This is a genomic window from Actinomadura sp. CNU-125 (assembly GCF_001942465.1).
Classification (GTDB): Bacteria; Actinomycetota; Actinomycetes; order Streptosporangiales; family Streptosporangiaceae; genus Spirillospora.
On sequence record NZ_MKJY01000164.1, the window covers coordinates 1 to 11,619 of the forward strand.

Annotated in this window: 15 protein-coding genes and 2 pseudogenes; 8 read left to right on the forward strand and 9 right to left on the reverse strand. The window is 72.8% G+C overall.

The window, feature by feature from the left end; all coding sequences use genetic code 11:
* Positions 1–193: 193 nt before the first annotated feature.
* Positions 194–550: an ArsR/SmtB family transcription factor gene (locus tag BJF79_RS19855; RefSeq protein WP_262402295.1), complete on the reverse strand. Its 357-nt coding sequence runs from the start codon at positions 548–550 to the stop codon at positions 194–196.
* Between the two features lie 105 nt (positions 551–655).
* Here BJF79_RS19855 and BJF79_RS60765 point away from each other — a divergent pair, with 105 nt between their 5' ends.
* A complete protein-coding gene (locus BJF79_RS60765) occupies positions 656–1,045 on the forward strand; it encodes an MFS transporter (RefSeq protein ID WP_262402296.1) in 390 nt (129 codons plus the stop codon).
* 372 nt (positions 1,046–1,417) lie between these two features.
* Positions 1,418–1,840 carry a hypothetical protein gene (locus BJF79_RS60770; protein WP_262402297.1) on the forward strand — a complete coding sequence of 141 codons (423 nt, stop codon included), beginning with the start codon at positions 1,418–1,420 and terminating at the stop codon, positions 1,838–1,840.
* On the opposite strand, the gene BJF79_RS19865 is transcribed toward BJF79_RS60770, so the two are convergent.
* The gene (locus BJF79_RS19865; RefSeq protein WP_075899473.1) at positions 1,828–2,529 is read right to left on the reverse strand and encodes a TetR/AcrR family transcriptional regulator; all 702 of its coding nucleotides are present in this window, start codon (positions 2,527–2,529) and stop codon (positions 1,828–1,830) included. The genes BJF79_RS60770 and BJF79_RS19865 overlap by 13 nt on opposite strands.
* A gap of 35 nt (positions 2,530–2,564) precedes the next feature.
* Between BJF79_RS19865 and BJF79_RS19870 the strand changes: the two genes are divergently transcribed.
* Entirely contained in the window at positions 2,565–3,689 is a 1,125-nt protein-coding gene (locus BJF79_RS19870; RefSeq protein ID WP_075899459.1) for an FAD-dependent oxidoreductase, read from the forward strand.
* Between the two features lie 28 nt (positions 3,690–3,717).
* Here BJF79_RS19870 and BJF79_RS65705 read toward each other — a convergent pair whose 3' ends face one another.
* From BJF79_RS65705 to BJF79_RS60780, 5 genes and pseudogenes are all read right to left on the reverse strand, one after another.
* Positions 3,718–4,116 carry an N-acetylmuramoyl-L-alanine amidase gene (locus tag BJF79_RS65705; protein WP_316043394.1) on the reverse strand — a complete coding sequence of 133 codons (399 nt, stop codon included), beginning with the start codon at positions 4,114–4,116 and terminating at the stop codon, positions 3,718–3,720.
* 49 nt (positions 4,117–4,165) lie between these two features.
* A pseudogene (locus BJF79_RS65710) lies at positions 4,166–4,603 on the reverse strand (hypothetical protein); the annotation flags it as partial.
* Positions 4,604–4,649: 46 nt separating this feature from the next.
* Positions 4,650–4,886, reverse strand: coding sequence for a hypothetical protein (locus BJF79_RS19880; protein ID WP_075899461.1), 237 nt, complete (start codon positions 4,884–4,886; stop codon positions 4,650–4,652).
* A gap of 210 nt (positions 4,887–5,096) precedes the next feature.
* The gene (locus BJF79_RS60775; RefSeq protein ID WP_316043395.1) at positions 5,097–5,783 is read right to left on the reverse strand and encodes a substrate-binding domain-containing protein; all 687 of its coding nucleotides are present in this window, start codon (positions 5,781–5,783) and stop codon (positions 5,097–5,099) included.
* A pseudogene (locus BJF79_RS60780) lies at positions 5,669–6,190 on the reverse strand (LacI family DNA-binding transcriptional regulator); the annotation flags it as partial. The gene BJF79_RS60775 and the pseudogene BJF79_RS60780, both read right to left, overlap by 115 nt.
* A gap of 290 nt (positions 6,191–6,480) precedes the next feature.
* Between BJF79_RS60780 and BJF79_RS19890 the strand changes: the two are divergent.
* Positions 6,481–7,173 (forward strand): TetR/AcrR family transcriptional regulator, encoded by a 693-nt coding sequence (locus BJF79_RS19890; RefSeq protein WP_075899463.1) that lies wholly within the window; start codon positions 6,481–6,483, stop codon positions 7,171–7,173.
* A gap of 345 nt (positions 7,174–7,518) precedes the next feature.
* Here the strand turns inward: BJF79_RS19890 and bldC are convergent, their stop codons facing one another.
* Complete coding sequence (bldC, locus tag BJF79_RS19895; protein ID WP_012850682.1) at positions 7,519–7,722, reverse strand: developmental transcriptional regulator BldC; 204 nt, start codon at positions 7,720–7,722, stop codon at positions 7,519–7,521.
* Between the two features lie 399 nt (positions 7,723–8,121).
* Positions 8,122–8,985: a hypothetical protein gene (locus tag BJF79_RS19900; protein WP_316043393.1), complete on the reverse strand. Its 864-nt coding sequence runs from the start codon at positions 8,983–8,985 to the stop codon at positions 8,122–8,124.
* A gap of 166 nt (positions 8,986–9,151) precedes the next feature.
* Between BJF79_RS19900 and BJF79_RS19905 the strand changes: the two genes are divergently transcribed.
* From BJF79_RS19905 to BJF79_RS19915, 4 genes are all read left to right on the forward strand, one after another.
* Positions 9,152–9,898 (forward strand): Glu/Leu/Phe/Val dehydrogenase dimerization domain-containing protein, encoded by a 747-nt coding sequence (locus BJF79_RS19905; protein ID WP_262402298.1) that lies wholly within the window; start codon positions 9,152–9,154, stop codon positions 9,896–9,898.
* 11 nt (positions 9,899–9,909) lie between these two features.
* Positions 9,910–10,233, forward strand: coding sequence for a hypothetical protein (locus tag BJF79_RS60785; RefSeq protein WP_262402299.1), 324 nt, complete (start codon positions 9,910–9,912; stop codon positions 10,231–10,233).
* 333 nt (positions 10,234–10,566) lie between these two features.
* Positions 10,567–10,776, forward strand: a complete 210-nt coding sequence (locus tag BJF79_RS19910; protein WP_075899467.1) for a DUF3073 domain-containing protein — start codon at positions 10,567–10,569, stop codon at positions 10,774–10,776.
* 70 nt (positions 10,777–10,846) lie between these two features.
* A complete protein-coding gene (locus BJF79_RS19915; protein WP_075899469.1) occupies positions 10,847–11,410 on the forward strand; it encodes a hypothetical protein in 564 nt (187 codons plus the stop codon).
* Positions 11,411–11,619 lie beyond the last annotated feature (209 nt).

Sequence of the window (11,619 nt, forward strand, 5' to 3'; positions counted from 1 at the left end):
CTGGACGCCTGGACGCCTGGACGCCTGGACGCCTGGACGCCTGGACGCCTGGACGCCTGGACGCCTGGACCATCCATCGCCGCCCTCGCCGCCCTCGGCCGCCGACGCGGTCCCGCGGTCCCGCGGTCCCCGCACGACCTGCCGTCCCATGGTGGACGGGCGGCGTCCGGACCGGGCCGGGGCCGGACCGGGGTCAGTCGTCGGGCGTCCAGGACGCGACCAGGGGCAGCAGGCCCGGGAAGCGGGCGTCGAGGTCGGCGATGCGGACTTCGCTGCGGCGTTCGAGGCCGTACTGGCGCTGGCGGATGACGCCCGCCTCGCGCAGCGCCTTGAAGTGGTGGGTGAGCGACGACTTCGGACGGTCGATGCCGAACCAGCCGCAGGGGTGGTCGAAGTCCTCGCGGTCGAGGAGGAGCTTGCGGACGATCCGGAGGCGCAGCGGGTCGCTCAGGGCGCCGAGGACGACCGGGAGGCGCAGCTCCGCGACGTCCGGTTCGGGGAGCGGGGACGGCAGGCCGGCGGGTTCCGGCAGCACCTTGATGTCGGTCATGGACGCCCTCCTCGCCATCAGTACGAGTTCGATCGTACTGCATGCTAAGTTCGACTCCGCTCGTACAAGTACGAGTTTGTTCGTACTGGAGATGGAGGGCGTCGCGTGCAGGAAACGATGCGCAGGTGGGACGCGCCGGTGGAGGCACCGGGACGCTGGGTGTGGCTCGCGGCGTGGCCGGTCACGGCCGTGTTCGTGCTGTCGAACGCGGCGACGCCGCTGTACGTGCTGTGGCAGCGGGAACTCGGGTTCTCCGGCGGCACGCTCACGGTGATCTTCGCGTGCTACATCGCGGGCCTCATCGGCTCGCTGCTGGTGTCGGGCGTGCTGTCCGACCGGTTCGGCCGGAGACCGGTGCTGCTGCCCGCGCTCGGGCTGGCGATCGCCGCGTGCGGGGTGTTCGCCGCCGCGCCGTCCGTCGCGGCGCTCATGGCGGCGCGGCTGCTCACCGGCGTCGCGGTCGGCGCGGTCGTCTCGGCGGGCATGCGGCCGTGACGGACGTCGCCGGGCGCGCGGCGGGCGCGCCTGGCGTAGCGCTGCTCGCGTCCGCGGCGATGGTACTCGGCGCGGGCCTCGGCCCCCTGCTCGCGGGCGTGCTGTCGGAACTGCTGCCCATCTGGACCGTGTTCGCCGTCGAGGCCGTCCTGCTCGCCGCGGCGGTCGTCGTCGTGCTGCGGATGGCCGGCGGGACGGGCCGCGCCGGGGGCGCGCGGGTTCGTGCGGGTGCCGCGGGTCCCGCGCGGGGACGGGCGGCGCTCCACGCGCTCGGCGTCGCGGTGTTCGCGACGCCGGCATCACCGCGACGTCCTTCATGCTGTCGCTCGGCCGTCCCTGCTGCACACCGGGAACCGGGCGGCCGCGGGCGCGATGGCCTTCGCGATGTTCGCCGCCGCGACCGGGGTGCAGTTCGCCGTCCGGCGGGCGGACCGGCGGACGATCCTGGCGGCCGGCGCGGCGGCCACCACGATCGCGATGGTGTCGCTGGTGGCCGCCGTGCGGACGGACTCGGCCGGGGCGCTGCTCGCCGCGGCCGTCCTCGCCGGGGCCGGGCAGGGCCTCGGGCAGTTCGCCGGGCTGTCGCTGCTGAACGGGTCCGTGCCGGGGTCACGGCTGGCGGAGGCGAACGCCGCGTTCAACCTCGGCGGCTACGTGCCCGCCGGGATCCTGCCGGTCGCGACGGGGTACCTGGCCGACGCCGTCGGCCTGACCGGCGGCGCCACCGTGTTCGCGGCGGTGGTCGGCGCGTGCGCGGTCGGCGGCGGCGCGTTCGTCCTCGCTCAGGCGGAGTAGCCCTCGGGGCGGGCGAGCTTGGCGGCCACGGCGTCGAGGATCCACTCCAGGCCGGTCGCGAAGGACGTCTCGGCGTCCACGTGCGCGCCGTCGTGCACGGCCCGGGCCAGCGCCGGGAAGCGGCCCGTGGCCAGCATCCCCGTCAGGTGCGGGCCGGAGGCGCGCTGCCAGTCGCGCTCGGACAGGCCCGTGGCGCGCTCGGCCCGCCGGTCGGCGATCTCGTGCCGGATCGCGCCGGTGACGTAGGCGCCGACCGTCTCGACGGCGCGCAGGACGGTGTCGAGGTCGGTGCGGCCGTCGAAGGCGGCCAGCGTGGTCTCCCGCACCGCGAGGGCGTTCGGGCCGAGGGACGGGCGGCCGCCGAGCAGGTCGGCCAGCCACTCGTGCCGGAGGGCGGCCCGCCTGGTGCGGTGGGCGCGGTCGCGCAGCGCCGCCCGCCAGTCGGCGGGCGGCTCGCCGGGGAGGAGTTCGGCGTGGACCTCGTCCACCATGAGGTCGAACAGTTCCTCCTTGGTGGAGATGTACCTGTAGAGCCGCATCGGTCCGGCGTCCACGCGGGTGGCGACCTTCCGCATCGACACGGCCTCCAGCCCGCCCTCGTCGGCCAGCGCGACGGCGGCCGCGACGATCCGCCCCCGGTCGAGCGGGGCGGGGCGAGTCGGCGGCTCCGGCCGGTCCCACACAGTCATGGTCACACCGTACTGTTGCGATACAGTGTATCGGCATGAGACACCGTATCGCCGTGGTCGGGGGCGGCCCCGGCGGCCTGACCTTCGCGCGCGTCCTGCACCGCCTCGGCCGTCCCGCCACCGTCCTCGAACGCGACCCCGCCCGCGACGCCCGTCCGCCGGGCGGAATGCTGGACCTGGCGGAAGGGCTGGGCCAGCGCGCGCTGGAGAAGGCGGGGCTGCTGACGGAGTTCCGGGCGCTGTCCCGCCCCGAGGGGCAGGCCATGCGCATCCTCGACACCGACGGGACCGTCCTGCGCGACTGGCGCCCCCGTCCGGGCGACCTCGCCAACCCCGAGATCGACCGCGGGCAGCTCCGCGACCTGCTGCTCGGCCCGCTGGACGTGCGGTGGGGACGGCACGTGACGGCGGTGCTGCCCGCGCCCCCGGACGGCGTGCGGGTCGGTTTCGCGGACGGACGGCAGGAGACGTTCGACCTCGTGATCGGCGCGGACGGGGCCGGTTCGCGCGTCCGCCCGGCGCTCTCGCCCGCGACGCCGCGCTACACCGGCGTCACCCTGGTCGAGACCTCCCTGGAGGACGTCGACGCCCGCCATCCCGACCTCGCCCGGCTGGTCGGCGCCGGTTCCATGGCCGTGTACGGCGTGAACCGCGGCCTCGTCGCCCAGCGCAACAGCGGCGGCCACGTGAAGGTGTACGCCCAGTTCCGCGAGCCCCTGGAATGGCACACGAGCCTGGCCGCGGCCGACACCGAGGCCGTGCGGTCACGCCTGCTGGCGATGTTCGACGGCTGGGCCGCGCCCGTCCTCGACCTGCTCCGCCGCGGCACCGCGTTCGTCTCCCGCCCGATCCGCACCCTGCCCGTGTCCCACGGCTGGGCCCACGTCCCCGGGGTGACGCTCCTGGGCGACGCCGCCCACCTGATGCCGCCCTTGGGGGTGGGCGCGAACCTCGCGATGCTCGAAGGCGCCGAACTCGCCGAGTCCGTCGCCGCGGCCTCCGGCCCGCAGGACCTGGACGAGGCCGTCCGCGCCTTCGAGGAACGGATGCTGGCACGGGCGAGCAGGCTCGCGGAGATCACGACGGCCGGGCTGGAACGCCTCGTCAGCCCGGACCCCGCCGAGGCCGTCGCACTCTTCGACGAGGTTCAACCGTCCTGACCGCCGCGCGCGGCGCGTTCGTCCCCGCTCAGGCGAAGTACTTCTCGAAGCCCTGCGCGATGGACACGGCGATGCGCTCGCGGAACCGCGAGTCCTTCATCTTCGCCGCGTCGCCCTGGTTGCGCATGTTGCCGCACTCGATGAAGACCTTCGGGACGGTCGACATGTTCAGCCCGCCGAGGTCGTCGCGGAAGTCCATGCCCTTCTCGCCCAGGTAGTTCGAGTAGGGGATGCCGGTGCCCTCGGTGTAGGCGTCGCGGATGGCGGTGCCCAGCTCGCGCGACGCGGGCGCCATCCCGGCGTTCCGCTCTATGGCCTTCGGCGCGATGATGTGGAACCCGTGGCCGGACGCCGACGTGCCGTCCGCGTGGACCGACAGGGCCGCGTCCGCCTTCAGCTTGTTGCCGATCCCGGCGCGCTCGGTGATGCAACGGGCCGACGCCGTCGTCGCCGTCGCGGGTCAGCGTGACCTCGGCGCCCTCGGCTTCGAGGGCCTTCTCCAGCCGCTTGGAGACGTCCCAGGTGAAGGCGTGCTCGGCGTAGCCGTCGTTCGTGCTGGTGCCGGTCGTGTCGCACGCCTTGCTGCCGTTGCCGATCTTGACCTGCTTGTTGATCTCCGACGGGTGGTCGGCGTTGCCGCCGTTGTGCCCCGGATCGATGACGATCACCTTGCCGTCCAGGGGGGACGACGGCGCCTCGGGCGACGCGGACCGCTGCTGCTCGGCGCCCGCCGGGGACGTCGCGCCGGCCGTCGGAGGCTGCGCCGCGCCACCGGACCCGCCGCCGCCCGTGCCGCAGGCGGCGAGGGCGCCGAGGCTCAGCGCGAGACCGGCGACCGCGGGGCCGCCTCGTTTGATGCGCACAGGCCGATTCCTCCGTGATGGGTTCGTTATCGCCGATGCCAGTCTGCACACGGCACCGAGTTCGTCAAACGAGGTTCACGGCGAAAGGCATTCCCGCTCAGCCGAGCGGATCTTCGCGGCCGAGCAGGGCCGCGAGGGCCCGCGCCTCCTCGGCGTCTAGGCCCAGCACCACGCGGGGGCGCCCCCACGGATGGTCGATGGAGTGCGCCACGTAACTCGCGACGGACTCCGACACCTGCTCGGCGAGGCCGCGCGCGTGCCTCCACCGTGTCCAGGCACGTTCCAATTCGGTCGCGGCGCGCTGCGCGCCCGACACCAGTTCCGGATCACGCACGGCTGAACCCTCCGGTCGTCCACGAATTCGCGTGCCCGCCCGCGCGCGGGTCCGGGCCGGACGGCCGCGCCGGCGCCCGGCCGGGGGCCGTCCGGCCCGGATCTCCCCTGCCCGCCGAACGGTGAGTCCATTAACCACCGCGGGCACGTCCGAATGCGGCCTCTTGGCGTGTCCGTTACCCGCAGCACACCAGTTCGGGAACCGGCGCGCTCAGGCCGGTCCCGTGGTGGACCGGACGACCAGGTGCGGGACGACGAGGTTCTGCCGGGCCCCGCGGGACGGGTCGCCGATGCGGGCCGTCAGCAGTTCGGCCGCGAGCCGGCCCATGTCGCGGCGCGGCTGGTCGACGCTCGTGAGGGAGATGTGCCGGATCGCCGCGAGATGGGTGTTGTCGTAGCCGATGACCGACAGGTCGGCGGGCACCCGCAGGTCCAGCTCGACGGCGGCCGACAGCGCGCCCGTCGCGACCAGGTCGTTCGGGGCGAAGATCGCGGTGGGGCGGGGGTCGCGGCGCAGCAGTTCGCGGGCGGCCCGGTAGCCGCCCTCCTCGGTGAAGTCGCCCGGCTGCACGACGACCTCACCGGCGAGCCCGTGCCGCCGCATCGCCTTCTCGTAGCCGATGCGCCGGTACCGGGCGGCGGTCGAGCGCGTCCCCTCGATGTGGGCGATGCGCCGGTGGCCGAGCTCGACCAGATGGTCGACGCGAGGCTGGCGCCCAGTTCGTCGTCGTCCACGACGATGTCGACGCCCTGGACGTCCCGTTCGCCCACCATGACGACGGGGACGCTCGCCGCCGCGTCCTTCAGCGACTCGGGGACGACGCTGAGCAGCACGAGACCGTCCACCCGCATCTCCAGGAACGCCTCGACGGCCTCGGCCTCGAACATCGGGTCCCAGCGGCCGCTGCCGACCAGCATCCGCAGCCCGGCGCCGTGCAGGCTCTCCTGGAGGCCGTCCAGGAACTCCGCGAAGAACGGATTGTGCAGATCGGCGACGATCGCACCGATCAGGCGCGTCCGTCCCTCGACCAGGCTGCGGGCCACGGCGTTCGGCCGGTAGCCGAGTTCGCGCGCCGCCTGCAGGACGGCCTGCCTGCGGCGTTCGCTGACGTGCGGGGAGCCGCGCATCACCAGGGAGACGAGGGATTTGGAGACCCCGGCCCGCTCGGCGACGTTGCGGATCGTCGGCTTCGGCGCGGGCCCGGACCTCCCCTCGGCGTGCGCCGCGGAGGAGGGGCGGCGCGGCCGGGGCACCACGATGTCCTCCTGCGTCTTGTGCGGGGGGTTACCTTCACCAGCTGACATGGCACTCCGTCCAGGGGGGCCTGCAGGACCTGCCGTCAAGGCGCGCCTCGGGGGGCGGCGACGCGCCTCCTCCGCGCGGGAGGAGATGCCATGATGCCTTGGCTTCCCCACAAATCGCCGCAACAGGGAGTAACGGTCATCCGCCAAACCGGATTCGGGTCTGTGGTGTCCCGGATCACATCCGGGTCCGGAGGGAGTCACGAGGGGGTGACGGAACGCCCCGCGGCGGCGTCGCGCGGGCGTGTCCGGGCCGGGCCCTCAGATACCCTGCGCGAGTGGCAGAACGTGCGGTGACCGGTGACAAGGCGCGGAGCCGGCAGCGCGGCGGGCAGGGACGCCGCAGGCTCAGCGTGGACGAACGACGGGAAGAACTGATCGAGGCGGCCCTGCAGTTGTTCAGCACGCGGTCGCCGGAGGACGTCTCCATCGACGACGTCGCCGCCGCCGCGGGGGCGTCCCGGGCACTCGTCTACCACTACTTCGGCGGCAAGTACGAGCTGTACATCGCGGCGCTGGGCAGCGCGGCGAGCAAACTGTCGGTGCTCCTGGAACCCCCGACCGAGGGGAAGCCGCTGGACCGGCTCCGCGTCTCGCTGCAGCGCTACTTCGACTTCGTGGAGAGCCACGCGGCGGGCTACCTGGCGTTGCTGCGCGGCGGCCCGGCCGACCGGTCGGGCGAGGTCGGCGAGATCGTGGACGGCATCCGCCAGCTCCTGCTGGACCGGATCCTGCACTCGCTGGCCGTGGACGTGCCGGAGCCGACGCTGCGCATCACGCTGCGCGCGTGGATGGCGGCGGTCGAGACCGCGGGCCTCGACTGGCTCGAGAACCGCGACGTGGCCCGTGCGGACCTGGAGCGGCTGCTCGTCGACCACCTGGTCGTCATGCTCCATGTCGCGGGACGGCACGACCCCGGCACCGGGGCCCTGTTCGACCGCCTCGCGAACGAGGAACTGACGCCCCCGGAGCCGACGTCCCGCTGAGTCGTCCGCCCGAGTCCCGGCGACTCCCGCGGTTCGTGCACGGGGTCGCGCGAGATCGTGCGTGGGACCGTGCGCGAGTCATGCGCAGGGGGTCGTGTGACTCATGTTGCTCGTGTGACCGGGGTGACCACAACCGGCCACGCCCTTCCATCGGACGGGCCGGGGTTCGGCGCGCGGGCGCGCGAAACACCGGAGCCCCGCTCGCGGGGTCGCGAGCGGGACGTCCGGTCGAACCGTGAGGCCGGGACCGCGATTCTCGGATGACCGTGGTCCCGGGCCGTTCGCGGCCCCCCTGTTTTCGCGTCCGGTCCGGCGTGCCAGTGCGGGGCGCGCCGGTGGGTGCGGCTACTCCGAGCGCTGCTGCGGGATTCCCGCCAGCAGCGCCCGCACCTCCGCCTCCCGGTAGCGCCGGTGCCCCCCGAGCGTCCGGATGGACGTGAGCTTGCCGGCCTTCGCCCAGCGCGTGACGGTTTTGGGGTCGACGCGGAACATCGTCGCCACCTCCGCCGGCGTCAGCAGGGGCTCGGCCTCTGGCGTACGTGCTGACATGTTTGCGGCCTCTCCTCCGTGGACCGATGACAGCGATCCTGCGATTGATCCTCGCGCGGTCACTGATGTCCCCTATGGCCCGAAAGAGCCACTATGACATCACAACGTGTAACCTTGCCACCACTGAGCGCAACAAGCAAGTTCCTGGCGTACGTTGCGGGCAAACATCCCCTCGAACGCCGCGAGCTGCGCATCAGCGCCGGACAGCGGGTCACGCTGAGTGATTCTAGCGACACGTATAGTCGTATCGCGCGCAGATTCGGGAATTTTGTTCAGTACGTCCACGGGACCGGCATCCGAGGCGGCGTCGGAGACGGTGTCCGGGGCGGGTCGGAGGCGGGTCGGAGGCGGGTCGGAGGCGGGTCGGAGGCGGGTCGGAGGCGGTGTCCGGGGCGCTCCTCAGTTGGCCGATTCGAGGGCGCGGACGGGCCTCCAGCGCGCCAGCAGCCGCTTGTACATCGCGACGGTCAGTTCGACTTCGCCGCGCTCCATGCCGGTGAGGGCCACCGACATCTCCGCGACCGACTCGTCCGCCCGCAGCGCCTCGTCGTCCAGGAGATGGACGAGCCCGCCGTAGTCGAGTTCGACGAGCGCGCGCGGGTGGAACTCGCCGAGCCATCGGGAGAGCGTCTCCAGGCGCCCGGCGGAAAGCAGGTACACGTCGCCCGACCCGTCCCCGAGATTCTCCCGGACGATCGGCAGTGCGTGATCCACGCGGCGGCGGGCCTCACCCATGGACGTGACGTAGAGCAGTGTGCGCGCGGGTGCGGCCGTCGCTGCCCCCTGGGTGACGTGGTCGCACGCGGCGTCGTCCGGGCCGGGGACACCGAGGGTGAGCGACCGTTCGGTGCGGACGAACGGCACGAGCCAGTCCAGCGGGACGTGCCACGTGCTCGTCAGGATGTGCGGGCGCATCGGCCGCCCGGCCCGCTTCCAGCGCTCGAACGCCTGCGCGATGCGCTCGGCCTGCGGCGGCGGGACGAACGCGGCGGCGACCCCGGCGGGCTGCTCCGCCCGGAACCGCTCGAACGCGATCCACGAGCGCAGCCGCGTCTCCCACGGGCACACGTAGATCACGCCGTCGAGGCGGCGCACGTAGGCGTCGCGGCTCTCCCGGTCCGGGACGACCTCGGGCGGCGCGACGGCGAGCCGGCAGGCCGCGTCGCGGTGCTCGACGCCAAGGGCGTGGATCCGTCGCGGGCGCCGTCTGGACTCGGCATACGCCGTCCACAACGTCCGCGCCGGTTCCTGGAAGGCGGTCACCGGTTCGTATACCCGTAAGTACGCGGCGTACGGAAACACCCCCGCATCGTGACACGGGACCCGCCCGCCGGTCGCGGTGACAGGCCCCGGCGAGACACGTGCGTTACCTCCCGATGGTGCCCGGCGCGCCTTAGGCTGATCTGTGGACAGGAAGGAGGGCACTACCGTGCCTAATGTCTTCGGGTCGCCCCACAAGGGCTCGGAACCCCGACACGAGCAGGTCGTCTTCTGCCAGGACGAGGCCAGCGGCCTGCGCGCGATCATCGCGATCCACTCCACCGCCCTGGGGCCGTCGCTGGGCGGCACCCGCTTCTACCCGTACGGGTCCGAGGAAGAAGCGCTCACCGACGTGCTGAACCTCTCCCGGGGGATGGCGTACAAGAACGCCTTGGCCGGGCTCGACCACGGCGGGGGCAAGGCCGTCATTCTCGGTGACCCGTCCCAAGACAAGACGGAGGCGCTCCTAAGGGCGTACGGACGGTTCGTCCAGTCCCTGAACGGCCGCTACTACACCGCGTGCGACGTCGGTACGTTCAGCGAGGACATGGACATCGTGGCCCGCGAGTCCGAGTTCGTCACGGGACGGACGGTGGCGAACGGCGGCGCGGGCGACTCGTCCATCCTCACGGCGTACGGCGTGTTCCAGGGGATGCGGGCCGCCGCCGAGACGGCGTGGGGCGCGCCCACCCTGCGGGGCCGCAGGGTCGGTGTGGAGGGCGTCGGGAAGGTCGGCCACCGGCTCGTGGAGCACCTGCGCGAGGACGGCGCGGACGTGGTGATCTGCGACGTCGACGAGACCGCCGTCGAGCGGGTCAGGGCGCTGCACCCCGCGGTGGAGGTCGTCGCGGACGGCGCCGCGATGATCCGCGCGACCTGGACGTCTACGCGCCGTGCGCGCTCGGCGGGTCGCTGAACGACGAGACGGTGCCGGTGCTCGGCGCGCGCATCGTCTGCGGGGCCGCCAACAACCAGCTCGCGCACCCGGGCGTCGAGAAGGACCTGGCCGACCGGAACGTCCTGTACGCCCCCGACTACGTGGTGAACTCGGGCGGCGTGATCCAGGTCGCGGACGAGATCGCCGGGTTCGACTTCGAGCGCGCCAAGGCGCGGGCGTCCGGGATCCACGACACGACCCGCAAGATCTTCGCGCTGGCCGCCGACGAGGGCGTCCCGCCCGCGGCGGCCGCCGACCGGCTCGCGGAGCGCCGGATGTCCGAGATCGGCCGTCTCCGCGGAATCCTCGTCTGACCCGAACGACTTCGGACAACACCGGACGACCCCTGACAGGCCGTCTGGGACGCGCGTACGTGCGTCCCACGACGGCCTGTAGGCGCTTGACGTCACGTTCGGCCCAGTGGAAAGCAGCGTCACGTGACGTCAAGTCGGGCCACTGGCACCTACCGGATACACTGGAGTTCCCGAACAAGAGCGCCGCCACGTGCCACCGAAGTACCGAGCCGGGCGCAAAACGGGTACGGTTGTACTCGTGACTGACGCATGGCTCATCAGGCATCGGTTCGTGTGGTACACGCGCGCGTTGATGGGCCCACGAAAGCCCTGACCATCGAGGGGGTCGAGCCAATGGGTCGCGGCCGAGCCAAGGCCAAGCAGGTGAAGGTTGCCCGCCAGCTCAAGTACAACAGCGGCGGCACAGACCTCGACCGCCTGAAGAACGAGCTAGGGGTCAACGACTCCGACGGTGACGACTCCTACGACGAGCTCGCCGAGAAGTACGCGGACTACGCCGACGACTACGGCAGCGAGGACCGCAAGAACGAGTCTTCGGGCTGAGTCCGATCATGAACGCCCTCGGTGGCCGGGTCAACGCCCGGCACCGGGGGCTTTGTGACGTACGGAACACATGACGGCCGACCGTCGTTCGGCCGTGCTGCGCGGCGCCGTCCGCGGCGGCCTCGTGATCGTGATCGCCGGCTGCGGGCTCGCGCTGTCCTCGGCCGCCTACCTGTGGCGGGGGACGACGAGCGGCGCGGTGCTGCTCATCGTCGGCACCATGGCCGCGATGGCCGCACTGGTGCGGCTGTACGCGACGCGCCGTCCGCTCCGCTTCGCCGGCGTGCCGCTCGGCTTCGGCGTCGTGGCACTGTTCGTCTTCGGCATCGTCGGCGTCACCGCCGCGCGGGACGTCGCGATGACGCTCGTCGGCGTCGACGCGACGCGGTCGTGGCGCGCACCTGGACGACCGCCGCGCGCGGCGGTGAGACGCACCACTGCACGCTGCGGCGCGCCGACGGCACCCCGATCCCCCGCGAGCTCGCGACCGGCTGCGAGGGACACGAGCGCGGCGACACCATCTCGGTCGTCCTCGACCCGGACGGGCGGTTCGCGCCGGTCTCCGGCCCCAAGTCGGACCTGCCCGTGGTCGGACAACTCCAGGTGGCCGCGGCCGCCGCTCTCGTCCTACTGACGTCGATCGCCATAGGAAGCGGCCCCCGCCGCCCAAAGCCCACTAGCCGACCCACCTGGCCCGCCGTCCGCCCCCGAAGTTGATCTGCGGCGTGTTGCCCTTATGGGCGCCCGAGTTAGGGCAACACGCCGCAGATCAAGAACCCGGGGCACTGGGCTAGCGCGCGACGATCTCGCCTAGGAGCCAGGAGGGGACGCCGCGTCCGGCGA

Excerpts from the sequence above, each read along its gene's own strand:
- BJF79_RS19855 (WP_262402295.1), bottom strand. The coding sequence starts at position 550 with ATGACCGACATCAAGGTGCTGCCGGAACCCGCCGGCCTGCCGTCCCCG.
- BJF79_RS60770 (WP_262402297.1), top strand. The coding sequence starts at position 1,418 with ATGGCCTTCGCGATGTTCGCCGCCGCGACCGGGGTGCAGTTCGCCGTC.
- BJF79_RS19865 (WP_075899473.1), bottom strand. The coding sequence starts at position 2,529 with ATGACTGTGTGGGACCGGCCGGAGCCGCCGACTCGCCCCGCCCCGCTC.
- BJF79_RS19870 (WP_075899459.1), top strand. The coding sequence starts at position 2,565 with ATGAGACACCGTATCGCCGTGGTCGGGGGCGGCCCCGGCGGCCTGACC.
- bldC (WP_012850682.1), bottom strand. The coding sequence starts at position 7,722 with ATGTCAGCACGTACGCCAGAGGCCGAGCCCCTGCTGACGCCGGCGGAG.
- BJF79_RS19910 (WP_075899467.1), top strand. The coding sequence starts at position 10,567 with ATGGGTCGCGGCCGAGCCAAGGCCAAGCAGGTGAAGGTTGCCCGCCAG.
- BJF79_RS19915 (WP_075899469.1), top strand. The coding sequence starts at position 10,847 with ATGACGGCCGACCGTCGTTCGGCCGTGCTGCGCGGCGCCGTCCGCGGC.